The organism is Comamonas sp. HJ-2 (assembly GCF_053615495.1).
Genome location: NZ_JBSIFD010000003.1, coordinates 195,807 through 221,485, shown reverse-complemented (window position 1 = coordinate 221,485; position 25,679 = coordinate 195,807). Strand labels below are relative to the sequence as shown.

The window sequence follows — 25,679 nt, the reverse complement described above, 5'->3', positions numbered from 1 at the left end:
TACCTTGGGTCTCATCCAACTAGGGAGTTTGAAATGAAGCGTTCCATTCAAAAGGGTTTCACCCTGATCGAACTGATGATCGTTGTGGCGATCATCGGTATTCTGGCTGCCGTGGCTCTGCCTGCTTATCAGGATTACACCGCGCGTGCTCAAATGAGCGAAGCATTCACGCTTGCTAGCGGTCAGAAAGGTGCTGTTTCAGAATATCATGCAAGCAATGGTGCATTCCCTGCAACCAACGCATCTGCTGGAATTGATGGAAATATCACTGGCAAGTATGTCTCTGATGTTGTTGTGGGGACAAGCGGTGTGATTACTGCAACTATGAAGTCGACCGGAATTTCTGATGGAATTAAGGGTAAGAAAATTACGCTGACTCCGACAGCTGGTAGCGGATCTTATACATGGGTTTGTGGAACTGATGCACTTGGAAAGTATTTGCCTTCCTCTTGCCGATAATAAGTTGAAAACAAAGCCCCTTCGGGGGCTTTTTTTTATGAAAAAAATATCTTTATTGTTTTTATTTTTAGCATTTACGATTCCGTATCGTAGTGTGCCATGGCCGTCTTTCTATATGGACGGTTTTGCCTTGCTTTCGGTTATATTTTTTATTTTCTCAAATAAAAGTAATCAAATATATTTTTCAATAAATAAATATACCTTGTTTATATTTTTATTCATTTCCATGATAATAATTCAATATTTATTTAGAAATGATATTTTTTTGCAAAATGTAATTTTAGGTGTTTCTTATTTGGTATTTTCTTTTGCTGCATTTAATTTTTTGGCAACATCTAAAAACGACGATTTTTTTATTGATTTGATTATTGTTGTTATTTTTGCATCAGTAGTAAATGTTGTTTTTCAATTGATTCAGTTCTTTGATGCAGGAGATTGGTGGAGAAATTTTATCCTTCCATTGATTGGAAATAGGCCATATTCAAATTTTGGGCAGCCAAATCAACTTGGAACATTTTATGTTTTCTCTGTTGTGGGTGTAATTTTGTTGTTTGAGTATAAAAAAATAAAACTAATAGAGTTGATATTTTTGACTTTATTGATTAGTTGCGGAATTGCGTTAACTGCATCAAGAACAGCGCTATTATCTATAATTTTGGTTTTTCTGTTATGTGGAGCTTTTGATAGAGACCGTATTAGGCATGGGTCCTATTTTTTGTTTGTGCTCCTTGGCGTTTTTACATTTTATTGTTTTTTCAGCATCTTTTCTTTGTCTAGAGAGATGGTGGGCCAAGATGTCAGCTCTGGTAGATTTGATTTGTGGAATATGATGTTTGAAGCATCACGCCAAAAAATTTGGGGTGGTTGGGGCTTTGATAATACACTAAATGCAAGTTTTGATTTTGTTGATTTTTATCCTGGCTGGTATCATCAAGCAATTGCGCAAACACATAATCTATTTTTTGATTTTATTATTTGGTTTGGTTTTCCAATTGGGGTGGGATTGTTCTCATTATTTTTGTATTCTGTTTTTGATGTTTTTATAAAGAATAAAAATTCAAATAAAATATTAATTTTCTATGGAGCAATGCCATTTTTGGTACATTCTATGTTAGAGTACCCATTGCATTATTTCTACATGCTAATCTTATTCTCATTAACAATGGGGTGTCTTTATAATGGTAATGGGCCAGTGGTAAACATTAGTAAATATTTCTACACACTGCCAGTTTTTGTTTTTTGTGCTATTTTGGGTTTCATTTCTATTCAATATATACAAGTAAAAAATATAATTGACCTTCAACGAAGATCTATTGTCTTAAATGGATTCATTCCTGATCAAGATCCAATTAAAGTTCAAATGATCGATGCATTACAAATACATGCAAATCTATTAAAAAGATCAGAGAATTACTCTAATGAAGACTTTGAAAATTTAGAGAGAGTAATAAAAAAATATCCTGTTGCAGTTAGCTTTAAAAAGTTAATTAACCATTTTGATGATGAAGAAAACTGTTCATCTGCAAAATTTTGGTATGAAAAATCAAAAATAATTTTAGGTGAAATTGATTTCGATAATATGAATGTAAATCCACTAAAGTGCCTCAATAATAATCCGTCTTCCCCCCCCGCTTCTCCATCACCCTGACCCCGCCCATCACCATCCCCTTATCCACCGCCTTGCACATATCGTAGATAGTCAGCAAGCCGACCTGCACGGCGGTCAGGGCTTCCATTTCCACGCCGGTCTGGCCTTTTAGCTCGACGGTGGCGGTGCAGAGAATGGAGCTGGATTCGGGCTCCAGCTCGAACTCCACGGCAACGCGGGTCAGGGCCAGGGGGTGGCACAAGGGGATGAGGTCGCTGGTCTTTTTGGCGGCCATGATGGCGGCGATGCGGGCCACGCCCAGCACGTCGCCTTTTTTGGCCGTGCCAGCCTGCACAATGGCCAGGGTCTCGGGCTTCATGGTGATGCGGCCTTCGGCGACGGCGATGCGATGGGTGCTGGGCTTTGCTCCAACGTCCACCATATGGGCCTGGCCCTGGGCGTCGAAGTGGGTAAGAGAGGACATGGCGGTTCTTTCCGGCTGCAGACGGGTTCGATTCTGCGGCGCAATCAGGGTTGAGCGGGTGGTGGGTGGCGGCTATACCTGGGCATCACAGGCGGGCATCTCGCCGCATCCATCAATCAAGGCATCATAGTGGGGTGTTGAACGGTCGGCATATGGAAGATCCGTATGCTGGCAATGCTGTGATTGCCATGCCATTTTTGATGCCAAAACTGCGTACAGTTCATATTCTAAAAGCGCTGACAGCTTCTGTTTTGATAGCTATTCAGGCCATATCCCCCTTGGCTTCCTCTGCGCAGGCGGCGGGCTTGCCGACCCTGGGCGACGGCGCATCGTCGCTGACCACGGGCGAGGAGCGGCGTCTGGGCGATTCCATCGCCCGCGAACTGTATCGCGACCCGGACTATCTGGACGACCCGGTGCTGCAGGAATATGTGGAAGGCATCTGGCTGCATCTGCAGGATGCGGCGCGCAAGAATGGCGAGCTGTCGCCCGAGCTGGAGGAGCGCTTTGCCTGGACGCTGCTCCTGGGCAAGGACCGCCAGGTCAACGCGTTTGCACTGCCCGGCGGCTATATGGGCGTCTATCTGGGCCTGATCGGCGTGGTCAGCAGCGGCGATGAGCTGGCCTCGGTCATTGCCCATGAAACCAGCCACATCACCCAGCGCCACATTGCCCGCATGATGGCCCAGCAAGGCAAGCAGACGCCGCTGATGCTGGCTTCCATGCTGCTGGGCGCCCTGGCGGCCACGCGCAGCCCCGATGCAGCTATGGCCATCATGATGGGCGGTCCGGCGGCGGTGATGCAAAACCAGCTGAATTTCTCGCGTGCCATGGAGAGCGAGGCGGACCGCATGGGTTACAGCCTGATGTCTCCTGCGGGCTTTGCTCCCCAGGGTTTTGTGAGCATGTTCGGCAAGCTGCAGCAGGCCAGCCGGCTCAATGACAACGGCAGCTGGCCCTATCTGCGCAGCCACCCGCTGACCACACAGCGTATCGCGGACATGGATTCGCGCATTCCGCCCGGCAAGCGCGCGGCCGACCCCGTGCCGACGCTGGAGCATGTGATGATGGCGGCGCGCGCACGTGTGATCTCCAACCCCGGTGTCGAGGTGCGTCGCCAGTGGGCCAGGCTGCCGCGTTCCGGCAGTTTTTCCAGCCTGAGCCAGTTCGAGCAGGTTGCTCAGCTCTATGCCGCGACGCTCAGTGCCATGTATCTGCGCGACTGGCCGCTGGCGCGCGAGATGGCGCAGCGGCTGCTCGCGGCGACGGCGGGCAACGCACCAGCGAATATTCAAGCCAGATGGCTGAATGCCGAGCTTGAATTCAAGGCCGACAACCCGCAGGCGGCCTTGGCGGCCTTGCCGCTACAGTCCGGCAATGCCCCCCAGGCGGCGCCCAGGGTCACGGCCAGCGGCAATCTGGCCGGGCCGCGCGAGGTCGGGCCACGTGAGGCCGGGCCAAGCCTGGCCACGATTGACGTGGTGGAGCAGGTCGCACCACGCAGGCCGCAGCTCTTGCTCAAGACGGAAATCCTGCTCAGGCTCAACCAGGCAGGCTCCATGGCCAGCCCCTTGCAGACCTGGGTGACGGATCATCCGCGCGATGGCTCGGCCTGGCAGACGCTGGCGCGCGTGTGGCGCAGCCAGGGCCAGGAGATGCGCGCCCTGCGGGCCGAAGCAGAGGCCCAGGTGGCGCACTATGACTACGCGGCAGCGGTGGATCGCTTCAAGGCCGCGCAGGATCTGGCCCGCAAGGCCGGCGCCAGTGCCGATTACTTCGAGGCTTCCATCATCGACACGCGTTTGCGTGCCGTGGACGAGTTACTCCGGGAACAGCTGCGCGACAAGGCGGTCAATAAGTAGGCCCAGCACCGAGTAGATCAGCGCACCCAGCATGGCGGCCCAGAAGCCGGTGACATGGAAGCCGCCGAGGATGCCGGAGGCCATCCAGAACATCAGACCGTTGACCACCAGCAGGAACAGGCCCACGGTGATGATGGTCACGGGCAGCGTCAGTATCACCAGGATGGGGCGAATGATGGTGTTGAGCAGGCCGATGACCAGGGCCGCAATCATGGCCGAGCCGAAGCTCTGTACCTGTACGCCGCTGTAGACATAGGCGACCGCGAGAAGAGCCGCCGCGCAAAGAAGCCATTTGACGAGGATTTTCATGCTGGCCAGCATAGCAGCAGGCCGTGTCTGCGGTCATCGCGGCGCAGCATAAAAAAGCCTTGCGAGGTGTTGGCCGCGCAAGGCTTATTTTGAGAGTGCTTGAAGCTCTTAAATCGAGAGCGAGTCGTCGATCACAAAGCCCATCATGGCGGCAATCGCCGCCATGGTGCCGGGCAGATTCCAGCGGCCGCCGGTGGCGCCTGTCTTGGCATTGGCCTTGACGGGAGCGGCTTGCACGACCTCCTGCTTGGGGCGGCGGGCGTCGATGATCTGTGCTGCGCCATGTTCCTGCTGCAATTCGGCGACCAGCTCGGTCAGCGGGCCCTTGGCCAGCACGGCGGTGACCTTGCCTCCTGTCGTCGCCATCACGGGCATCAGCGCCGCAAACAGCTTGTCTGCCCATTTGCCGCGCCAGTTCTCGCGAGCGCGATGGCTGACCCATTTGCTCACACGGTGGGTCATGCGCGGAGCACAGGCCACCAGCAACCAGTGGGAGGAAGCCGCCTGGCTCGATCCCGCCAGTGCCTCGAGCATAGGCTGGGCGTATGTGGCGTCATCCACGTAAACAATGATGGGGTTCAAAGTGCGTCCTAACGGGAACGAAGGTTGAAGAATGCGGCACATCTGTAGGAATGTGCCGACTTGTTTCTATTGTGAGTCGTGAAGGCTGCGGTCAGTTCCCGCATTCCTTCACGAATTGCTGGGTTTTCCAGACTTAGTGGGCTGCAACCGCGGGGCGGCGGCTGGCAATGAACTTGCCCAGGGCCAGAACCAGCAGTGCGCCGCCGATATGGGCTGCCCAATACAGGGTCTTGGAGATCTCGGCCAGACCTTGTGCATCGGTCGTGCCCAGCTTGGGCATCCACAGCCACTTGTCGGTGTTCACGAACACGGGGTCGGTCACGAACATGCCGCCCGCGATCCAGCCCAGCAGCATGCCGCCGGCCACGATGATCATGGGGAAGCGCTCCATCAGCTTGATGACCAGCTGCGAGCCCCAGACGATGATGGGCACGGAAATCAGCAGACCCAGCACGATCAGCAGCATCTGGTGGTCGCCCGAGCTCTGGGCTGCGCCGGCGATGGCGATCACGTTGTCCACGGACATCACCAGGTCGGCGACGATGATGGTCTTGATCGCGGCAAACAGCTTGTCGCTGCCTTCGATGTTGTCGTGACCTTCGTCATCGGGAGCAATCAGCTTGATACCGATCCAGATCAGCAGTATGGCACCCACGACCTTCAGGAACGGCAGCTGCAGCAGCACCATGGCAAAGGCGATCAGGATGATGCGCAGGATGATGGCACCGGCAGTACCGTAGATGATGCCCTTGCGACGTTGCTCGGGCGGCAGCTTGCGGCAGGCCAGTGCGATCACGACCGCGTTGTCGCCGCCGAGCAGGATGTCGATGATGATGATTTGGCCCAGCGCAATCCAGAAGGGCGTGTGGGTCAGAAAGTCCAGATCCATGTGATTTTTCCTCGTTGTGGAATGCCGCCGGTGCAGTCTGCATAGGTTTGGCACTTGACGCCAGCGGGTGAAGACCAAGGTGACGTAAGTCGAAGCGCAAACCCGCGCGAGGAATCGTGCAGGGGCAGACACTTTGATTGACCGTCATCGGCCTATCAAAGGTCTTGCTCGATTGCAGCCTGGCTGCAAACCGTATGGCCGGAAGCTTGCGCTTCGTATTGACGACCATCCGCTCATGACGCAAAGCATGCGCCCGATAAGCTACTCCCCTTCGAAGCTGCGCATTTCAACACAGCAGGCATGGGATTTCAAGTTTCAAACCCCATCTAGTTCACAGGTTTTATATTGAGCAGCCGTCTTGCGGCGCCTTTGCACAAAGCACAGGCAGCTACCAAAAACGAAGCAACCTTGCTGACGCAGGCCTCATGGCTGCGGCTTATGATGCCTGCTCCATGACTGTCATTCACATCACCGACATCGAAGCTGCCATCAATTACTGGCGAGGCCGCGCTCCATCGCCCGACGGCGTGCTGCTGGCACCCGAGGTCAAGGCGCTGGCCGAGGTGTATGCGCTGATGATTCATGCCTGCGAGTCCGAGGTGGCGGTGGAGGGCTTTCCGTCACATGCGATGGCTGCCTGGCTGGCCTGGTTCGACACCATGCCCGATACGCCTTGCATTGCCATCTGTTCCACCAGCCAGGGCGACGAGAAATGCAAGGGCTGCGGCCGCAGTTTCGACGAGGTGCAGCACTGGACGGCCATGGAGCCCGCCGAGAAGCGGGCCGTATGGCGCCGCATCACGGTCGAGGGCGATTCCTGGCGCTTCAACCGCTATGCGGAGCGCGCGGCGGAGCGGCGCGGCCAGAGTTTCTGAAGCTTATTTCCAGCGCGTGGGCTCGATAAACACCGTGCCCAGATTGCTGGACAGCGTGAGCTGGCCTTCCTGAATCGTGGCCTGCAGCTGCATGCTGCGCTCGGCCAGCGCACCCAGTTGCTGGGCCACTTCCGAGTCGATGTAATGCACTTCCAGCTTGCTCTGGCGGGCCAGCTTGCCTTCCAGACCCTTCCACCAGACATGGGCGGCGTGGTTGAAGGGATAGACCAGCATATGGTCGGACTTGTTGCAGGCCTTGGTGATGGGCTTTTCGTCGGGTTGGCCGACTTCGATCCACAGGCGCTTCTGGCCGGTGTAGTCGGTGATATGCACGTCCGGATCATCAGGGTCGGACAAGCCGATGCCAAAGCCCAGCGTGCCGTCACCATTGCACAGGTCTTGCAGCTTCCAGGCGTTCAGCGCCAGGGCCACCAGGCGCACCATCATGCGGTCATCTGTTTCGCTGGGATGGCGCGCCAGTGTCAGATTGTGGTCGGCGTAGTAGTTGTGGTCGATGTCGGCAATCGACAGATTGGCTTTGAAGATGGTGGACTTGATGGCCATGGCGGTGCTGCCCGCAGGCAGTCCTTTTGAAAACTATCAAAAACAAGAGCTGCCAGCGCCAATAAACATTGGCTTTGGCAGCTCTTTGATGCTGAAAAGCTTGAGTATCAAGCGCTAGCAGCTATCCTTTTTGCGGATCAAACTTGCGGTTCAAACGCGCTTGGCCAGCTCGGCAGCCTTGCCGATGTAGGAGGCAGGCGTCATGGCCAGCAGACGGTCCTTGTCGGCCTGGGGGATTTCCAGACCGTTGATCAGGCGGTGCAGGTCTTCGGCCAGCACGGTCTTGCCGCGCGTGACTTCCTTGAGCTTTTCGTAGGCGCCCTGCACGCCATAGCGGCGCATCACGGTCTGGATGGGCTCGGCCAGCACTTCCCAGGCGTGGTTCAGGTCTTCCTGCAGGCGCTCTTCGTTGAGTTCGAGCTTGTTCAGGCCGGTCATCAGCGAAGCGTAGGCCAGCGTGGTGTAGCCGAAGGCCACGCCGATGTTGCGCAGCACGGTGGAGTCGGTCAGGTCACGCTGCCAGCGGCTGATGGGCAGCTTCTCGGCCAGATGCTTGAGCATGGCGTTGGCCATGCCCAGATTGCCTTCGCAGTTCTCGAAGTCGATGGGGTTGACCTTGTGGGGCATGGTGGACGAGCCGATCTCGCCGGCCTTCAGGCGCTGCTTGAAGAAGCCCAGGGACACATAGCCCCAGATGTCGCGCGACAGGTCGATCAGGATGGTGTTGGTGCGAGCCATGGCATCGAACAGCTCGGCCATGTAGTCATGGGGCTCGATCTGGATGGAGTAGGGCTGGAAGCTGATGCCCAGGCCCTTGGGCTCGGCGGATTCCACCACGTTCTTGCTGAAGGCTTCCCAGTCGAACTCGGGCCAGGCCGACAGGTGGGCGTTGTAGTTGCCCACGGCGCCGTTCATCTTGCCCAGGATCTTCACGCCGGCGATGTTGGCAGCGGCCTTTTGCAGGCGCACGACCACGTTGGCCAGTTCCTTGCCCACGGTGGTGGGGGAGGCGGTCTGGCCGTGGGTGCGGCTGAGCATGGGCACTTCGGCGTAGAGGTGGGCCATCTCGCGCAGCTTGGCGATGATGCCGTCGATGGCGGGCAGCAGCACGGTGTCGCGGCCGACGCGGATCTGCAGCGCGTGGCTGGTGTTGTTGATGTCTTCGCTGGTGCAGGCAAAGTGCACGAACTCGGCGGCCTTTTGCAGCTCGGCGCGGCCATCGAACTTGGACTTGATCCAGTACTCCACGGCCTTCACGTCGTGGTTGGTGGTCTTTTCGATGGCCTTGATGGCGTCGGCATCGGCTTCGGAGAAGTTGGCGACCAGCGCGTGCAGATAGTCGCGCGATTCGGCCGACAGCGCGGGGAATTCGGCAAAGCCGGCATCGGACAGGGCGATGAACCAGGTCACCTCGACCTGAACACGGCGGTGCATATAGCCGTATTCGCTCATGATGGGGCGCAGTGCGGACAGCTTGGCGGCGTAGCGGCCGTCCAAGGGAGAGATGGCGGTGAGGGAGGACAGGTTCATGGTGGCGCAATTGTAGGTGCGCTGTATCAGTCGCACGCCGCGCTGGGTTGCTCGGCGGCCGTGACTGGCACGCATGCCGCCCCTTTGCGGCGGCAGCCGTGCCGCCATGCCAGCGCATAGAATCATCGCACCGGCCCGTCGCCGGTGACTCGTGTCATGGAACCGCTGCTATGAAACTAATAGGCTCCACCACCAGCCCCTTTGTGCGCAAAGTCCGCGTCGTGCTGGCCGAAAAGAAGCTGGACTATCAATTCGTCGAAGAGAATCCCTGGGAGGAAGCGCTTGCGCCGGGTACGGGCAATCCTCTGGGCAAGGTGCCGCGCCTGGTGATGGACGGAACGGAGGCCATGTTCGATTCGCGCGTCATCGTCGAATATCTGGACACACTTTCGCCGGTTGGCAAGCTGATTCCGGGCACGGGCCGCGAGCGCGCCGAGGTCAAGACCTGGGAGGCACTGGCTGACGGCATGCTGGACGCTGCCGTTCTGGTGCGGCTGGAGGCCACCTGGCCCGGCCGCAGTGCAGAGCAGCGCAGCCAGGCCTGGATGGACCGCCAGATGGGCAAGGTCCAGGCCGCGCTCAAGGTCATGTCTCAGGGCCTGGGCGAGAAGCCGTTTTGCTGCGGAGGCACGCATCTGACGCTGGCCGATATCAGCGTCGGCTGTGCCCTGGCCTGGCTGGATTTCCGCTTTCCCGAGATGGACTGGCGCGCCGAGCATCCGAATCTGGCCGCCTTGCTGGCCAAGCTGGCGGCACGCCCCAGCTTTGTGAACACCGTGCCCCACTGAGTGGCAGCATGCCGTCAAAGAAAAGGCCACTCGAAAGTGGCCTTTTTTGGGGCATAAAAAAGCTGCGAAGCATCCCGAAACGAATTAAGAGAGGGAGGGAGGAGAAGCGCTCCGGGGATTGTTCAATGGGCGTACCCAAGGGCTTCGCAACTGGAAATTGGTGAATGCAGACCTGTCAGTTCATTGCACTTGACTATCAGATAAGACACTGTTGCAGAAGTTCCTGCCCCCGTGGGTTTCATTTTTGTAACAGTTTGGCAATGCCTGTAGGCAAATCTTGATGGATGCTGCCAGTGCCTCGAAAAGCAGGTGCTCACCAATCTCCGGGCCCTTGGAGCAGTTAGCTGCTTTGCGCTGAGGCGACAGGCCCGAACACCGCAGCCCAGAGCTTGAGTACCGCTTCGCGCTGGGCTTGGGCCTGCTCTGGTTCCAGCTGTCCGGAACGCTCATCCAGTCTTGCCACGTGTTGCAGGCGGCGCAGCTCGCGGTAGGCCTTGGCTGCTTCATAGCCCACTGCCTTGGGCAGCAGGCCCGCGTCTTCGGCGCGCTGCAGCAAGGCGATATTGCCCACATTGGCGATCAGCTCGCGGTGCGCGCCGGATTCGGCCAGCACCAGGTACTGCACGGCAAATTCCACATCCACCATGCCGCCGGGGCTGTGTTTGACGTCAAACAGGCCGCCGCGTACCGGGTGGGCGCCACGCACCCGCTCACGCATGGTTTCAATCTCGTTGCGCAGAGCAGCGGCATCGCGCGGCGCGGTGATGACAGCTTCGCGCACCGCATCAAAACGCTGATGCAGGTGCAGATCGGTCGCAGGCTCGCCTGCAGGCGAGGGAAAGTCGCGGCTGCCCAGCACAAAGCGGGCACGCGTCATGGCCTGGTGCTCCCAGGTCCAGGCGGTGTTGCTGCCGCGCTGCTGCTGGTAGTTGGCATAGGACTCGAAGCTGGTCACCAGCAGGCCCGAGTTGCCGTTGGGGCGCAGTGCGGTGTCGATCTCGAACAGATCGCCCTCACCGGTCTTGACGGTCAGCCAGTTGATGAGCTTGCGCACATAGGCCGCGTAGACCTCGGGCGCGCGGTCATCGTCGTCATCGAAGACGAAGACGATGTCCAGATCGCTGCCGTAGCCGAGTTCCTTGCCGCCCAGCTTGCCGTAGCCCACGATGCCGAAACGTGGCGTATCGCGATGTCGGCTCTTGAGCCGGCTCCAGCACCATTGGGCCGTGATGCGCAGCACGCTGTCGGCCAGGGCGCTGAGGTCGTCGGCCACTTGCTCTACGGTAATGCGGCCTTCGATATCGCGCGCCAGCGTGCGGAAGACTTCGGCATGGTGGGCGCGGCGCAGCAGATTGAGCAGGGTTTCGTCGTCGTCCTCGCCCGTGGACTGCAGGGCGGCCAGGCGCATGGCCAGCTCGTGCTCGAAGTCTGCTGCGACAAAGCGCTCCTTGAGGATGGCATCGCTGGCCAGCTCATCGATCACCCCGGGGTGTTGCTGCAGGTAACGTGCTGGCCAGCGTGCAGCTCCCAAAAGATGTAGCAATCTCTCGTGAACTGCCGGGCGTTCCAGCAGCAAGGCGAGGTAGCTTTCGCGGCGCAGCAGGGGTTCCAGCCACTGCAGAAAGCGTTTGGCAGCTTCTTCGCTGGACTGGCCGCTTTCCACCCATTGCGAGGTGCGCTCCACCAGCCTGAACAAACGAGCCCGCGCCTCGTCGCGCAGGCCGTTGATGCGGGTATTGCTGCGCCAGTCGGCGACCTGCCCGGCCAGCGAGGGAGGCAGGGCCTCGATCAGGTCTTCGATGTCTCTGGGCGTGGGCGGTCCGCCTGCCGCGGCCTTGGCGGCATTGCAGTGGCCGTTGCTGCATTGCTGGGAGTCGCCGCCGAGCAAGGTGTCGAACTCCTGTGCCACCAGTTCGCGGTGCTCGTCCAGCTGGTGCAGAAAGCCGCAGGCATCGGCATAGCCCAGGGTGCGGGCAATCCACAGCAGATCATCGTCGCGTGTGGGCAGCACATGGGTCTGCTGATCGTCCAGATACTGGATGCGGTGCTCCACCTGGCGCAAGAAGATGTAGGCGCGGCTCAGCGCATCGGCAATCTCGGCGCTCATCAGATTGGCCTGCACCAGGCGCTGCAGCGCTTCCAGTGTGGGGCGACGGCGCAGTTCGGGGAACTGGCCGCCGCGCACCACCTGCAGCAGCTGCACGATGAATTCGATCTCGCGGATACCGCCGCGCGAGAGCTTGACGTCGTTGGCGCGCTCGGGATGGCCTGCGCTGCGCTTGGAGGCGTGGTCACGGATCTGGCGATGCAGGCTGCGCAGCGAGTCGAACACCGCATAGTCCAGATAGCGGCGGAACACAAAGGGCAGCACCACGCCGCGCAGGGCCTGGACGTTGGGGGTCTGGATATCGGCCAGCGGCGCTACGATGCGGCTCTTGAGCCAGGCAAAGCGCTCCCATTCGCGGCCATGGATCTGCAGATATTCCTCCAGCGAGGACAGCGAGACGGCGGGGGCGCCTGAATTGCCGTTGGGCCGCAGGGCCAGGTCGACGCGAAAGACAAAGCCGTGTTCGGTGGTGTCGCCGATCAGGCTGAAGATGCCCTTGACGGCACGGCCGAAGTACTCGTGGTTGGAGATCACGCCGCGGCCGTCGGCCTTGCCCCGGGTGTCGCCGTCATGTTCGTAGACGTAGATCAGGTCGATGTCGCTGGAGACATTGAGCTCGCGGGCACCTAGCTTGCCCATGCCTATGACCCAGAACTGGACTTCCTGGCCGGCGGGTCCTTGAGGTGCACCATGCCGGGTGTCGAGTTCGGCGCGCACCTGGGTGCAGGCGCGATCCAGGGCCAGCTCGGCCAGCTCGGTGACGGCCTTGGTCACCACGGCGAGAGGTGCCTGCTGTTCGCAGTCCAACACGATGATGCGCTCCATCACCAGCTGGCGCAGCACGCGCAGCGCCGCGGAGAGGTCCAGGCCGCGCGACTGTAGCGTGCCCAGGGCCTGCTCCATCAGGGCCCGGTCGGGGGCTCCCGGTGGCAAGGCGTCAAACCAGTTCTCGTAACGGCGGTGAAGGCGCTGCACAAAGCGCGAGTACTGGGCCGGGGAAGGAACATTGAGGGCGTTTTCTGCCATTGCTTGCTCTGGGGACTGCATGCGGACCGTGAAAAATGATGTCAGGCAGGCAGGTAATCAGCTCGGCAACGTGTGGTTACCGAAACGCGCACGGGGCGCCGGTCATAATTCCTGCCATTGCTAGGCCACCGATGATCGAACCGAAACCACTCCCAACTCGCCAAATTCATAGGCTGGCCAGCTTGGCACGGTGGTCTCTGGGACTGGTCCTTAGCCTGTGGCTGCTGCTGGCCACCGTGTGGGGGGTGCTCCATTTCTGGATTGTGCCGCGAATCGAACAGTGGCGCCCCGAGCTGGAATCCCTGGCCTCACGCAGCCTGGGTGTACCGGTTTCCATTGGCCGGCTGAATGCTTACCGCTCGGGTCTGGTGCCGACCTTCGAGCTGGGCGACGTAGTCCTGCATGACCCTGCGAACAAGAGTGAGGCCTTGCTGCTGCCCAAGGTGGTGGTGGCGGTCTCTGCCCATTCGCTGATGACCCTGGGAGTCGAGCAGATATATCTGGAAGGGCCGGATCTGACGGTGCGCCGCGATGCCGACGGCCAGATCTTTGTGGCCGGTATTGCCGTGTCATCCGATCCGGGGCAGGGTACCGACTCCGACTGGATCTTCTCCCAGCCCGAAATCGCCATCCGCAGCGGCAAGCTGCAGTGGGTGGACGAGCTGCGCAATGCCGCGCCCTTGCAACTGCAGGATGTGGATCTGGTGCTGCGCAACAAGCGCTGGCACCACTCCCTGCGGCTGGATGCCACGCCGCCAGAGGGCTGGGGCCAGCGCTTTACGGTCATGGGCAACTTCAAGGAGCCTTTGCTGTCGGTGCATGAAGGGCGTCTGGAGCGCTGGAGCGGACAGGCTTATCTGGACTTCACGCATATCGACCTGTCCCATCTGGGCCAGTATCTGGGGCCGCAGGACTGGAAGCTGCAGCAGGGCAAGGGCTCGGTCAGGGCCTGGCTGGATGTGGATCACGGACAGCCCGTGGGCGGGGTGGCCGATGTCGCGGTACAGGCGCTGCAACTCCAATGGCGGGGCAGACCTGAGCCCCTGGCCCTGCAGGCCTTGCGGGGGCGTTTGCGGGCCAAGAATCAGAACGGTTACCAGTTTTCCGTCCAGGGATTGCAGTTCACGGCCGATGACGGCCTGAACTGGCCCAGAGGCGACTTCAGCCTGCGCTATGTGCCGACCGGCGCTTCCGAGCAGGGCAGCCAGGGCGAGCATGGCGAGGTTCAGGCCGATGGCATCGATCTGGCCATTGCGGCGCAGATGCTGCAGCGTCTGCCCCTGCCGGAGTCCGTGCAGACCCAGCTCAAGGCGCTTGCGCCGGCAGGACAGCTGAGTGATCTCAAGCTGTCATGGCGCGGACCTCTGCAGCAGCTGGCGCAGTACAAGGCTTCGGGGCGCTTCGAGCAGCTGGGCTTGCGTTCCCAGGCTTCGCAGGAGGGTCCGCACAGCATAGGTATTCCCGGCGTGCGGGGGCTGAGTGGCAAGTTCAGCCTGGACCAGGACAGCGGCGAGGCAACGCTGACCAAGACGGCGGAGGCCAACCAGGCCATGCTGAGCTTCCCCGGAGTGTTTGAAGACCCCGATATTCCGCTCGACCAGTTCGACAGCCTGGTGCGCTGGCAGCTGCTGGACAAGGGCCAGTCCATCAAGGTGCAGGTGCCCCGGCTGCGTTTCGCCAATGAGGACACGGCCGGCCAGGCCCAGGCCAACTGGCAGTCCGGTGCAGGGACCAAGGAGCAGCCGCGCTTTCCGGGACTGCTGGATCTGCAAGGGCAGCTCAGCCGCGCCAAGGGTGAACGGATTTATCGCTATCTGCCCCAGGATCTGGGCAGCGATGCGCTGCGCTATGTGCGCGAGGCCATCACCACGGGTCAGGCCAGTGCAGTGAACTTCCGCGTCAAGGGCGAGCTCGAGCATGTGCCGTTTGAAAAGCCGGGCAAGGGCGAATTCCACATCAGTGCCCAGGTGCATGATGTGAACTACCAGTTTGTGCCCGGCTATCTGCTGGGCCCCGGCGAAAAGCCCTGGCCGCCGCTGACCAGGCTGTCGGGCGAGCTGGTGTTCGACCGTAACTCCATGCAGGTGCGCAAGGCCAAGGGCTTTCTGGGGCATACCGCCATCGTGGTTGATGAAGCGCAGGCCGGAGTGGCCGACTGGAACCTGACCGAGGTGGAGGTCAACGCTAAGGCTCATGGAGCTCTAGGCGATATGCTGAACCTGGTCCAAGGCTCGGCCCTGTCTGCACTGACTGCCCATGCTCTGGATGGCAGCAAGGCCACGGGCAATGCCAAGCTCAGCCTCAGGCTGCATCTGCCCACCATGCATATGGAGCGCAGCAAGGTGCAGGGTGAAGTGGCACTGGCGGGCAATACGCTGCAGCTGATGCCCGAGGTGCCCACACTCAGCCAACTGCGCGGCAATGTGCAGTTTTCGGAGACCGGCTTTCAGCTCTCGGGCGTGCAGGCCAGAGCGCTGGGCGGTGATGTGCGCATCGAGGGCGGCATGAAGCCTGCCGCCGACGCCGCCACGGCTCCGGTGCAAGTGCGCGTGGACGGTATTGCCACGGCCCAGGGCCTGCGTGACGCCAAGGAGATGAGCGAACTGGTGGCTCTGGGCAAGCATCTGCAGGGCCAGGCCCGTTATGGCTTGCAGATCAAGGTGCTGCACAGCGTGCCGGAAATCAGTCTGCAGTCCGAGCTGCAGGGAATGGCGGTCATGTTGCCGGCGCCCTTGGGCAAGGCGGCCGACAGCACCCTGGCCTTGCGTGTCAACCGCACGGTGCCAGCCGTGGCCAAGCCGCTGACCGATCAGTTCGGCGTGCAATGGGGCAATCAGGCCGCAGCTTTGCTGGAGCGCGATATCAGCGGGGCCCAGGCCCGCATCACACGCGGCAGCCTGGAGCTGGTGGAGTCGGGCAAGGCGGAAGCCGCGTTGCCGCCTGCCGGCCTGCAGGCCAGGGTGCAATTGCCGGTGCTTGATCTGGATGCCTGGAGTCGTTTGTGGCCCGATGGCGCAGGGGGCGCTGCCGATGGACCAGGTGCCGAGGAAGAGAGCTGGCGCCAGTTTGTGCCGCAGCAGCTGGCGCTCAAGGCGCGCGAGGTGAAGCTCCATGGCCGTTCGCTGCACGATGTATCCCTGCAGCTCAGCCATGCCAGCAAGGTCTGGACCAACCAGATCCAGTCACGCGAGCTGGCAGGGCGTGTGGAGTATCGCGAACCCTCTGCGCAGGAGCCGGGCGGCCTGGTCATCGCCAAGCTCTCGCGTCTGAGCATTCCCGACGGCCCGGACGAAGGGCTGGATGCTGCTGCGGAACAGACCGGCAATGTGCGCGAGTTACCGGCCTTGCAGGTCAGTGTGGACGACTTCCAGCTGGGCAAGCGTTCGCTGGGCAAGCTGGATGTGGTGGCGCGCAATCACGGGCTGTCCGTCGGCGCGGGGCAGCGCGAATGGCAGCTGTCGCGCTTCAATATCAGCACGCCCGAGGCGACGTTGACGGCCCAGGGCTCCTGGGGGCTGCGCTCCAGTGACAAAAAGCACCCGGGGCAGACCCAGCTGCAGTTCCAGCTCAATCTGCGCGATGTGGGCAAGCTGCTCAATCGCTTTGACATGCCTGGCGTGGTTGCCAATGGACAGGGCCAGCTGCAGGGTGAAATCAGCTGGACAGGAGCGCCCGTGACGCCGGAGTTCAAGACCATGTCCGGCGCCGTGCATCTGGAGGTGCAAAAAGGCCAGTTCCTCAAGGCCGATCCAGGACTGGCCAAGCTGCTGGGCGTGCTCAGCCTGCAGTCCCTGCCCAGGCGGCTGACGCTGGACTTCCGCGACGTGTTCCGTAACGGCTTCTCTTTCGACTTCATGCGAGGCGATGTCACCATAGAGCGCGGCATTGCCAAGACGAATAACATGCAGATGAAGGGCGTGAACGCGGCGGTGCTGATGGAGGGCTCTGCCGATATCGACAAGGAAACCCAGGACCTGCATGTCGTGGTAGTGCCGGAGATCAACGCCCTGTCCGCCTCCCTGGTTGCGACGGCCATCAATCCCGTGGTGGGGCTGAGCAGCTTTCTGGCACAGATGATTCTGCGTGGCCCGCTGATTGCGGCCACGACCAAGGAGTTCCATATCCACGGCAGCTGGGAAGACCCGCAGGTGACCGAGCTGCCCAGGCGCAGCGTGCCCAAGGCCGGAGCCGACGATGCCGGCAAGCAGCCCGCTGCCGCTCCAAGCTCAGAGGAGAAGCCATGAAGATTGCCGCTCTACAAATGGTCTCGGGTCAGGACGTCGCAGCCAATCTGGCGCAGGCGCGCAGCCTGATGCAGCAGGCTGCCGCCCTGGGTGCGGAGCTGGTGGTGCTGCCTGAGTATTTCTGTGCCATGGGAGCCAGGGACACCGACAAGCTGGCCTACCGGGAGGTTTTTGGCCAGGGGCCGATCCAGGACTTCATGGCCGGGGCGGCCAGGCAGCTGCAGCTGTGGGTGGTGGCCGGCACGCTGCCGCTGCAGGCCGCTGACGACAGCCATGTGCTCAACACCAGTCTGGTCTATTCGCCCGAGGGCGAATGCGTGGCCCGCTACGACAAGATCCACCTCTTTCAGTTCGACAACGGGCGCGAGAGCTATACCGAGGCTGCCGTGGTGCAGGCGGGCAGCCAGCCCGTGGTCTGCGACATACAGGCCAGAAATGGCGTGAGCTGGCGCCTGGGCCTGAGTGTCTGCTATGACCTTCGCTTTCCCGAGCTGTACCGCGCGCTCAGTGCACAGGGGGCCGATCTGCTGCTGGTGCCAAGTGCCTTCACCTACACCACGGGCCAGGCGCACTGGGAGGTGCTGCTGCGGGCGCGGGCGATAGAGAACCTGGCCTATGTGCTGGCACCGGGCCAGGGCGGCGTGCATGAAAACGGTCGCCGCACCTGGGGCCACAGCCTGCTGATCGACCCCTGGGGCGAGGTGCAGGGCCTGCAGGCCAGCGGCACCGGCGTGGTGGCGGGAGAGCTCAATCGTGACCGCCTGCTGCAGGTGCGCCAGCAATTGCCGGCCTTGACCCATCGTGTGCTGTGACTGATCCGCTGAATACCGCTCTTGACGCACTGCCCGAGGACCATCCCGCCCATTGGCCCTGGCGGCGCTGGCGCATGGCCTGGAAGCGCTGGTCGCTATGGACCTTGCTGGTGGCACTGGTGGTCAGCATGCTGGTCACCATGGTCTGGCTGGCCGGACGCTATGAGGCCTCGCAGGTGCAGGAAAAGCTGGAGCGCGACACCGCCAATGCGGTCGGCGATATCCGTGCAGCGCTGGGCCGCAATCTGCAGGACCTGCTGGCGCTGAGCGCCTACAGCAGCAAGCATGCCGCCTGGCGCGAGCATGCGACCGAGCTGCTGCAGCAGCGCCGCGACCTGATGCGCATCGAATGGCGCGGTGAAAACATGCGCCTCATCGAGCATGCCGAGACGCCTTACCGCACCTTGCTGGTCGAGGACGAAAGCCATTTGCCCGAGCTGCATTCGGGCGAGGCACTGACCTGTACCCAGGCCAGACGCGTCAACGGGCCATCGTACTCGCCCAGCCGCTTCCAGCTGCTGGGCGAGGGCCTGGGCACGGAGACCATGCAAGTCTGCATGCCGCTGACGGAGAACGGCCATGTGGTGGGCTATGTGCTGGGCACCTACAGCCTGCAGGGCATTCTGATGGCCCAGGTGGGCAAGTCCCTGCCGCGCACCCAGGAGGTTTCGTTCACCGAGCCGGACGGCACGCGTCTGGCCATGGTGGGGGCGGCCTGGCGCGGCTCGCGCATGTTCACGGCCCAGCAGTTGCTGGATTTGCCGGGCAACACCCTGGTGCTGCGCATGGACAGCTGGCATCACGCGCCCAGCGTTTTTCCGAATGTGATGACGGCGCTGGTGACCGGCATGTCGATCGCGCTGGTGACCGTGGTGGTGGTGCTGGTGCGCGACAACCGCCGCCGCCTGCGTGCGGAGCGCGATCTGGGCGATGCGCTGGCCTTTCGCAAGGCCATGGAGGACTCCCTGGTCACGGGCATGCGTGCACGCGATCTCCAGGGCCGCATCACCTATGTGAACCCGGCCTTCTGCAATATGGTGGGCTTCAGCGCGCAGGAGCTGCTGGGTCTCAATGTGGCGCCTTACTGGCCGCCCGAGCTGGCCCAGGAATATGTGAGCCGACGCGATCAGCGCCTTGCCGGCTTGCTGCCCACACCGCGCCAGGGCCACGAGAGCGTGTTCATGCGCAAGGACGGCTCGCGCTTTCCGGTGCTGATTTTCGAGGCGCCGCTGATCACCGCCCAGGGCCAGCACACGGGCTGGATGAGCGCTTTCATCGATATCAGCGAGCAGCGACGCATGGAGGAGATGTCGCGTGCCTCCCAGGAGCGCCTGCAGGCCACGGCACGCCTTGCGACGGTGGGCGAGATGGCCTCCATGCTCAGCCATGAGCTGACACAGCCGCTGGCCGCCATTTCCAGCTATGCCACGGGCTCGCTCAATCTGCTGGAGCATGAGCCGACTGACCCTCAGGTTCCGCATCTCAAGGACTTGCGCATGGCTCTGGAGCGCATCGGTTTTCAGGCCGACCGCGCAGGCAAGGTCATCAAGAGCGTGCGCGATTTCGTGCGCCGGCGCGACAAGTCCAGAGAGGTGGTGCAGCCCGTGGAGCTGATCGATGCCGTCATGCCTCTGGTCTATCTGCAGGCGCACAAGCTCAATGCAACTGTGCAGCTGGAGCTGGAGCCCGATCTGCCGGGGGTGCTCTGCGATGTCACCATGGTCGAGCAGGTGCTGCTCAATCTGGCGCGCAACGGCATGCAGGCCATGGACCTGCCCGAGCTCAAGGAGAGGGTGTTGACCATGGCTGTCAGGCGCAGTTCTGACGGTAATAACGCGCGTTGGGTAGAATTTTCCATCATGGACTGCGGCGCCGGCATTTCTGCGGAAGTCGCCGAGCAGCTGTTCACCCCCTTCTTCACCACGCGCACCGAAGGCATGGGCCTGGGCCTGAGTCTGTGCCGCACGGTGGTGGAGCAACATGGTGGTCACCTTGATTACCGCCCGCACCTCCCGCAGGGCACGGAGTTTGTCTTCACGCTTCCGGCCCACTGGGAACCCAGAGAGAACTAGGCTTCATGGAACCTGTAACCGACGCTACCGTCTACGTGGTGGACGACGATGCCGATGTCCGAGAGGCATTGGCATGGCTGCTGCGTTCGCGCAGATTGCTGAGCGAGTGCTATCGCAACGCCGAAGAATTCGAGCAGGCCGTGCTGCAGACCAGCCCCGTGACGCGTCGCCCCTGCTGCCTGCTGCTCGATATGCGCATGACGGGCATGAGCGGGCTGTCGCTGTTCAACCGCATGCTGGAGCGCGGCCAGATCGAGGCCATGCCCGTGATCTTTCTCACCGGCCATGCCGATGTGCCGACAGCCGTGGATACGGTCAAGCGTGGTGCCTTCGATTTCTGCGAGAAGCCGTTTTCCGACAACGCGCTGGTGGACCGGGTGGAGCAGGCGCTGGCGCTGTCCGCCGAGCATCTGGCCGCCTTGCAGGCGCGCGAAGAGGTGCGCAGCCGCTTGGACGAGCTCACCGATCGCGAGAAAGACGTGATGAAGCTGGTCGTCGAGGGCGTGCCGAACAAGTTGATTGCCGATCAGCTCGACATCAGCGTGCGCACCGTGGAAGTGCACCGGGCGCGTGTCTTCGACAAGATGCAGGTCAAGTCGGCCGTCGAGCTGGCCAATCTGTTGCGCAACGCCTGAGCGGAAGCCCCCCGAGATGAAAAAAGCCCCGCTTTGCGGGGCTTTTTGCTGGCTGGCGCCTGTCTTACTGAGGAGCGCGCTCGCCCACGAAGATTTCCACGCGGCGGTTGCGCGCACGGCCTTCGTTGGTGGCATTGGAGGCCACGGGCTGGTGCGAGCCCATGCCCTGCACCTGGATGCGGGCGCCGTTGACGCCACGCGATGTCAGATAGTTGCGGGTGCTCTCGGCGCGCTGCAGCGACAGAGGGTTGTTGATGGCATCGGAGCCTGTGCTGTCGGTGTGACCGATGATGCGCACTTCTGCGTTGGGGTTGTTGCGCAGACCTTCGGCAAAGCGATCGAGGATGGGGGCGAAGTTGCCCTTGATGTCGGCGCGGCCGGTGTCAAAGGAGATGTCGCTGGGGATGTCCAGCTTGAGCTGGTTGTCCGCGGTCTGTGTCACGCCCACGCCTGTGCCCTGGGTCGCGGCTTCCATTTCACGCTTTTGCTTCTCGAGGTTCTGCGACCAGATATAGGAGCCCAGGGCGCCGACACCGGCACCGATCAGCGCACCCTTGCCGGCATGGCCGCCAGCAATGGCGCCGATGGCAGCGCCGCCCAGTGCGCCCACGCCTGCACCGGTGGCAGTACGACGCGTGGTGTCCGACATGCCGCCGGTATTGGCGCAGCCGGTGATCAACAATGCAGAGGCCAGAGCGGCCGTCACAGCCATTTGCTTGCGCATAGAAAACTCCTTAGTTTGATAAACGACCCGGAGGGTCTTGCAAACCAGCTTCGCGTAAAAGCTGCAAGGCCACGAGCGTACTGCCAAGAGAAGGCAAAAAAAGTAGGACGCGGGCCAGCGAGCGGTTTCTGATGCAAAAGATTGTCACATGCAGCCCGCGCTGCAGTGGCTGCAGCGCCATGGGCTAAGCTCGATTAGAGCGATCTTGTTCGGGGTCTGCAAGCACTTCTTTGTGCGGCGCAGGCTCGACCGGGGCCGGCAACTCACCCTTTTTTCGACCTGAGAACATGGTCCACCACACAATAGCGACCAAAATGGCCAATGCCAGCAGTGCTTCAAGCAAAATCAGACCCATGAATTTCCATCTCCTGCGCCGTGCTTCACTGGCGCTGATTGTAGGAACCCTGGTGGCATGCACCACCACCAAGCAGCAAAACGACCCGGCATCGGTGCCCGAGATGGCTCCGCATGGCGGGTCGGCTTCCGCAGCCAAGCCGCCGTTCACCGCCAATGTACCGACTAAAAGCCGCTGGGTGGCGGTGGACTGGGGCGAGTTGCCCGGCGTGCCCCAGGATTCCCTGAACGAGGCCTGGAATGCCTGGATCAAGAACTGCGAGCGTCCCAGCACCGTGTTTGCCAATCTGTGCGGCGAGGTACGAAGGCTGAGCATCGCCTCGGAAGACGAGCAGCGCAGCTGGATGATGAACACGCTGCAGCCCTATCGCATCGAAGCGACCACGGGCAGCCCCGACGGCATGCTGACCGCCTATTACGAGCCCTTGTACGAGGCGCGCCGTGTGCAGGGCAACGGCTTCAACGTGCCCATCTATCAGGTCCCGCAGGGCTTTGGCAAGCGCAAGCCCTGGTTCACGCGCCAGCAGATCGACACCAACTCCGAGGCCCAGGCCGCCCTGGCCGGCCGTGCCATTGCCTGGTTGCGCGACCCGGTGGACATGCTGGTGCTGCATATCCAGGGCTCGGGCCGGCTGATGCTGACCGAGGCCGACGGCCGCCAGCGCATGATCCGCGTGGCCTATGCCGGCACCAACGATCAGCCCTACAAGAGCGTGGGCCGCTGGCTGCTCGACCAGAACCTGGTGCGCGATGCCACCTGGCCCGGCATCAGCGCCTGGATTGCCGCCAATCCCTCGCGTGTCAACGAGATGCTCTGGAGCAATCCGCGCTATGTGTTCTTCCGCGAGGAGGCGCTCAATGACTTCGATGCCCAGTTCGGTCCCAAGGGCGCCCAGGGCGTGGCGCTGACGCCGGGCCGCTCGATTGCCGTGGACCGCAACAGCATTCCCTATGGCACGCCGGTCTGGCTGTCCACGCCCGGCCCTACGGTCTCGCTCAATCGCCTGGTGTTCGCGCAGGATACTGGCAGCGCCATTCTGGGCGCCGTGCGCGCCGACTATTTCATGGGCTGGGGGGCCGAGGCCGGTGATGTGGCGGGCCGCATCAAGCAGCCGCTCAAGCTCTGGGCCTTCTGGCCCAAGGCCTTGGCCGGATCGGCGCCGCATCTGCGCTGATGCTAAAAACAGGAGCTGCCAGCGCTTGCCAGTCAATGAATTTCGATAAATAACTATCTGAAATCATTGATTTGAAAGCGCTGGCAGCTCTCTTTTAAAGAGCGTCGGTGAAGTAGCGCTGCACCACGGGCGGCTCCTTGCCCTTGTGAAAGCTCAGCTTGCGGTCGCGCAGCGCCACATCGGCGGTCGTCACGCGCTCGAAGCGGCGCAGATGCTCGGTCCAGGATTCGTCGGTGATCTGCTCCACGAAGCGCTCGGGCTGGCTCATGCTGTGCAGCAGGCTCCAGGACAGCGCGCCCTGGCGCAGGCGGCTGCGCCGGCTCAGCTGCATCAGATCGCGGAAGGCGCCGGCCCTGGCCGGGTCGATCAGGTACTCGATGGTCACCACCACGCGCCCGGCTTCGGGCGTCGACGCTGCAGTCGGCGGCGTGAAGGCGCGCGAAGGGCTGAGGTCTTCCTCGATGTCGCGGTCCGGGTTCAGGCGCTGCACGATCAGCAGGGCCGTCAGCCCGCTGACGGCGGCCACGGCCATGCTGATCTGCACCGAGCCCAGGCTGGCGATCTTGCCCCAGATGGCGGCGCCAATGGCCGTGCTGCCCATAATGGACATCTGGTAGATGGACATGCCGCGTGCCCGCACCCAGTTGGGCAGGGCCATCTGCGCGGCCACGCCCAGCGTGTTGGCCGTGGCCAGCAGGGCCATGCCCGAGAGCATCATGCCCGGCACGGCCACGGCGATATGGGGGGCGAAGGCCACGGTCAGCGTGGCCAGGCTTTGCGCGGCCACGCCGGCCAGCACCGTGCGCTCGCCCGACAGCATCTGGCGTATGCGCGGCAGCAGCATGGCGCCCAGGATGGCGCCCGCGCCCATGGAGGCCAGCAGCAGCGTGAAGGTGCCGGCACTGCCGCTGCCGGCCGTGCCGTGGTCCAGGCGCTGGGCCGTCAGCGGCAGCAGGGCCATGATGGCGGCGGCCTGCAGAAAGTAGCAGACGGTGCGCAGCAGCACGGCATGCATGCGCGGCGACTCCTGGATGAACTGCAGGCCCACGCGCATGGCCGAGCCCAGGCGCTCGCGGCCCAGCGGGTTGGCGGGCTGCTGGCGCTTCCAGCGCAGCAGCACAAAGCCCGAGACGATGGACAGCACGGCGTTGAGCACAAACACCCAGGCGCTGCCCAGGCCGGCAATCAGGGCGCCGGCGACCAGCGGGCCGATGATGCGCGAGGCATTCATGGCCACGCCGTTGAGGGCCATCGCAAAAGGCAGGTGGTGCTTGGGCACCAACTCGGGGATCAGCGCGGAGAACACCGGCCAGCGCATGGCCAGGCCGATGCCGTTGGCAAACACCAGGGCCAGCAGCAGATAGGGCGTCAGCTGGCCCGAGAGCACGGCCAGGCACAGCAGCAGCGCCACGGCAGCCACCCAGAACTGGGTGACGATGAAGTAGCGGCGTCGGTCCAGGATGTCGGCCAGCGCCCCGCTGGGAAGGGCCAGCAACATGACCGGCAGGGTGGAGGCCGACTGCACCAGCGCCACCAGCACCGGCGAGGTGGTCAGCGATGTCATCAGCCAGGCGGCCGCCACATCGTTCATCCACATGCAGATATTGGCCGTCATCCAGATCATCCACAGCATGCGGAAGGTGGGTGTGGCCAGCGGTGTCCAGACGCCCGGGGCCGCGGCAGGCGGCGCGCCTCCGTCATGCATGGCCGAGGGATCTTCCAGCAGCTTGCCTGCAGGGACCTGGCCGGAGTCTGAAGTTATTGGATTGTGGGAAGCGCGTGCTGCGGAATCATCGTGGGCCATGGGACACGATTCTGTAGCAGGAAAGTTGTGCTGACAAATACGTAGTTCCTCACAGCACCAGGCTGCGGCGGCCACCTGTCGCAGTGGTGACGGGTGCTATTGATCAGTGAGCTTGCAGCGCATGCCAGTCAATGATTTCAATGCCGGTATGGCAGGTATCGCCCATGGATCAAGCGGTACGCGCTTCACTTTTGAAGTGCGCCGGCCGGGCTCAGGCATGCGTCAGCGTGCTGGGCAGCGGCAGCGCGCTGCTGGACTTGACCTCGCCCAGCGAAAAAATCGTGTGCACGTCTTTGACGTTGGGCAGGCGCAGCAGCACATTGCGCACAAAACCGGAAAAGCTCTCCAGATCCCTGGCCACGACCTGCAGCTCGAAGGTGCCCGCGCCGCTGATGTAGTGGCAGGAGGTGACTTCGGGCAGCAGGCGAATGGCTTCCTCCATGCGCAGCGTGATGTCGGCCGTGTTCTGTGCGGCATCCACGCGCACAAAGGCCAGCACGCCCAGGCCCAGCTTGTGGCGGTCCAGCGTGGCGTGATAGCCGGTGATGTAGCCCGACTCCTCCAGCGCGCGCACGCGCCGCCAGCAGGGCGCGGCAGACAGGCCCACGCGCTGGGCCAGCTCGGCATTGGTGAGGCGCCCATCCATTTGCAGCTCATTCAGGATGGCCCAGTCGAAGCGATCAAGTTGGTTCATGATTCGCAATTTACAGCAAGATTCTTTCAAAAACTAGGTTAATCCCGGCAATAAAAAGAAAGCTCTATTCGGGGCGTTTTCCGTAAACTTTGCTCAAACAAC

Annotated in this window: 21 protein-coding genes; 10 read left to right on the top strand and 11 right to left on the bottom strand. The window is 61.3% G+C overall.

Translation table 11 applies throughout. From position 1 onward, the window contains the following. Nucleotides 1-33 precede the first annotated feature (33 nt). Together ACWGXF_RS04470 and ACWGXF_RS04465 are read left to right on the top strand one after the other, a co-directional pair. A complete protein-coding gene (locus tag ACWGXF_RS04470) occupies nt 34-459 on the top strand; it encodes a pilin (RefSeq protein WP_256629289.1) in 426 nt (141 codons plus the stop codon). After that, entirely contained in the window at nt 422-2,107 is a 1,686-nt protein-coding gene (locus ACWGXF_RS04465; protein WP_452101711.1) for an O-antigen ligase family protein, read from the top strand. Before ACWGXF_RS04470 ends, ACWGXF_RS04465 begins: the two co-directional genes overlap by 38 nt. On the opposite strand, the gene moaC is transcribed toward ACWGXF_RS04465, so the two are convergent. After that, nucleotides 2,064-2,531, bottom strand: a complete 468-nt coding sequence (moaC, locus tag ACWGXF_RS04460; RefSeq protein WP_452101705.1) for a cyclic pyranopterin monophosphate synthase MoaC — start codon at nt 2,529-2,531, stop codon at nt 2,064-2,066. The genes ACWGXF_RS04465 and moaC overlap by 44 nt on opposite strands. Before the next feature lie 200 nt (nt 2,532-2,731). Between moaC and ACWGXF_RS04455 the strand changes: the two genes are divergently transcribed. Then, nucleotides 2,732-4,393, top strand: a complete 1,662-nt coding sequence (locus ACWGXF_RS04455) for a M48 family metalloprotease (RefSeq protein ID WP_452101704.1) — start codon at nt 2,732-2,734, stop codon at nt 4,391-4,393. On the opposite strand, the gene ACWGXF_RS04450 is transcribed toward ACWGXF_RS04455, so the two are convergent. From ACWGXF_RS04450 to ACWGXF_RS04440, 3 genes are all read right to left on the bottom strand, one after another. Then, nucleotides 4,352-4,702 carry a phage holin family protein gene (locus ACWGXF_RS04450; RefSeq protein ID WP_034348032.1) on the bottom strand — a complete coding sequence of 117 codons (351 nt, stop codon included), beginning with the start codon at nt 4,700-4,702 and terminating at the stop codon, nt 4,352-4,354. The genes ACWGXF_RS04455 and ACWGXF_RS04450 overlap by 42 nt on opposite strands. 108 nt (nt 4,703-4,810) lie before the next feature. Then, the gene (locus ACWGXF_RS04445) at nt 4,811-5,284 is read right to left on the bottom strand and encodes a hypothetical protein (RefSeq protein WP_034351037.1); all 474 of its coding nucleotides are present in this window, start codon (nt 5,282-5,284) and stop codon (nt 4,811-4,813) included. 133 nt (nt 5,285-5,417) lie between these two features. Continuing rightward, nucleotides 5,418-6,173, bottom strand: a complete 756-nt coding sequence (locus tag ACWGXF_RS04440) for a TerC family protein (RefSeq protein ID WP_003066777.1) — start codon at nt 6,171-6,173, stop codon at nt 5,418-5,420. A 425-nt stretch (nt 6,174-6,598) separates the two neighbouring features. On the opposite strand from ACWGXF_RS04440, the gene ACWGXF_RS04435 reads away from it, so the two are divergent. Next, the gene (locus ACWGXF_RS04435; RefSeq protein ID WP_452101703.1) at nt 6,599-7,048 is read left to right on the top strand and encodes a DUF3717 domain-containing protein; all 450 of its coding nucleotides are present in this window, start codon (nt 6,599-6,601) and stop codon (nt 7,046-7,048) included. Nucleotides 7,049-7,051: 3 nt separating this feature from the next. Here ACWGXF_RS04435 and ACWGXF_RS04430 read toward each other — a convergent pair whose 3' ends face one another. Together ACWGXF_RS04430 and purB are read right to left on the bottom strand one after the other, a co-directional pair. Next, on the bottom strand, nt 7,052-7,612 hold the full coding sequence (locus ACWGXF_RS04430; protein ID WP_012840346.1) for a YaeQ family protein: 561 nt from the start codon (nt 7,610-7,612) through the stop codon (nt 7,052-7,054). Nucleotides 7,613-7,762: 150 nt separating this feature from the next. Then, nucleotides 7,763-9,142, bottom strand: a complete 1,380-nt coding sequence (gene purB / locus ACWGXF_RS04425; protein WP_034382447.1) for an adenylosuccinate lyase — start codon at nt 9,140-9,142, stop codon at nt 7,763-7,765. 170 nt (nt 9,143-9,312) lie between these two features. Here purB and ACWGXF_RS04420 point away from each other — a divergent pair, with 170 nt between their 5' ends. Continuing rightward, nucleotides 9,313-9,930, top strand: coding sequence for a glutathione S-transferase C-terminal domain-containing protein (locus tag ACWGXF_RS04420; RefSeq protein ID WP_054074271.1), 618 nt, complete (start codon nt 9,313-9,315; stop codon nt 9,928-9,930). Nucleotides 9,931-10,270: 340 nt separating this feature from the next. Here the strand turns inward: ACWGXF_RS04420 and glnE are convergent, their stop codons facing one another. After that, the gene (gene glnE, locus ACWGXF_RS04415) at nt 10,271-13,063 is read right to left on the bottom strand and encodes a bifunctional [glutamate--ammonia ligase]-adenylyl-L-tyrosine phosphorylase/[glutamate--ammonia-ligase] adenylyltransferase (protein WP_452101702.1); all 2,793 of its coding nucleotides are present in this window, start codon (nt 13,061-13,063) and stop codon (nt 10,271-10,273) included. Nucleotides 13,064-13,245: 182 nt separating this feature from the next. Between glnE and ACWGXF_RS04410 the strand changes: the two genes are divergently transcribed. Genes ACWGXF_RS04410 through ACWGXF_RS04395 form a run of 4 tightly spaced genes read left to right on the top strand, consistent with a single transcriptional unit; the run spans nt 13,246 to nt 20,826 of the window. Further along, nucleotides 13,246-17,307: a YhdP family protein gene (locus tag ACWGXF_RS04410; RefSeq protein WP_452101701.1), complete on the top strand. Its 4,062-nt coding sequence runs from the start codon at nt 13,246-13,248 to the stop codon at nt 17,305-17,307. Further along, on the top strand, nt 17,304-18,119 hold the full coding sequence (locus ACWGXF_RS04405) for a carbon-nitrogen hydrolase family protein (protein WP_003066791.1): 816 nt from the start codon (nt 17,304-17,306) through the stop codon (nt 18,117-18,119). Before ACWGXF_RS04410 ends, ACWGXF_RS04405 begins: the two co-directional genes overlap by 4 nt. Beyond that, on the top strand, nt 18,116-20,191 hold the full coding sequence (locus ACWGXF_RS04400; RefSeq protein WP_003066794.1) for a two-component system sensor histidine kinase NtrB: 2,076 nt from the start codon (nt 18,116-18,118) through the stop codon (nt 20,189-20,191). The genes ACWGXF_RS04405 and ACWGXF_RS04400 overlap by 4 nt, the downstream gene beginning before the upstream one ends. Nucleotides 20,192-20,196: 5 nt before the next feature. After that, nucleotides 20,197-20,826 (top strand): response regulator transcription factor, encoded by a 630-nt coding sequence (locus ACWGXF_RS04395; protein WP_003066795.1) that lies wholly within the window; start codon nt 20,197-20,199, stop codon nt 20,824-20,826. A gap of 64 nt (nt 20,827-20,890) precedes the next feature. Here the strand turns inward: ACWGXF_RS04395 and ACWGXF_RS04390 are convergent, their stop codons facing one another. Both ACWGXF_RS04390 and ACWGXF_RS04385 read right to left on the bottom strand, forming a co-directional pair. Beyond that, nucleotides 20,891-21,550, bottom strand: coding sequence for an OmpA family protein (locus tag ACWGXF_RS04390; RefSeq protein ID WP_003066797.1), 660 nt, complete (start codon nt 21,548-21,550; stop codon nt 20,891-20,893). Nucleotides 21,551-21,734: 184 nt separating this feature from the next. Further along, entirely contained in the window at nt 21,735-21,905 is a 171-nt protein-coding gene (locus ACWGXF_RS04385; RefSeq protein WP_003072234.1) for a hypothetical protein, read from the bottom strand. Here ACWGXF_RS04385 and mltA point away from each other — a divergent pair. Beyond that, nucleotides 21,904-23,079: a murein transglycosylase A gene (gene mltA / locus ACWGXF_RS04380; protein WP_034351018.1), complete on the top strand. Its 1,176-nt coding sequence runs from the start codon at nt 21,904-21,906 to the stop codon at nt 23,077-23,079. The genes ACWGXF_RS04385 and mltA overlap by 2 nt on opposite strands. A gap of 94 nt (nt 23,080-23,173) precedes the next feature. On the opposite strand, the gene ACWGXF_RS04375 is transcribed toward mltA, so the two are convergent. Further along, nucleotides 23,174-24,883, bottom strand: coding sequence for an MFS transporter (locus tag ACWGXF_RS04375; RefSeq protein ID WP_256629266.1), 1,710 nt, complete (start codon nt 24,881-24,883; stop codon nt 23,174-23,176). Nucleotides 24,884-25,094: 211 nt separating this feature from the next. Further along, nucleotides 25,095-25,577, bottom strand: coding sequence for an Lrp/AsnC family transcriptional regulator (locus tag ACWGXF_RS04370; protein ID WP_003060152.1), 483 nt, complete (start codon nt 25,575-25,577; stop codon nt 25,095-25,097). Nucleotides 25,578-25,679: the final 102 nt, after the last annotated feature.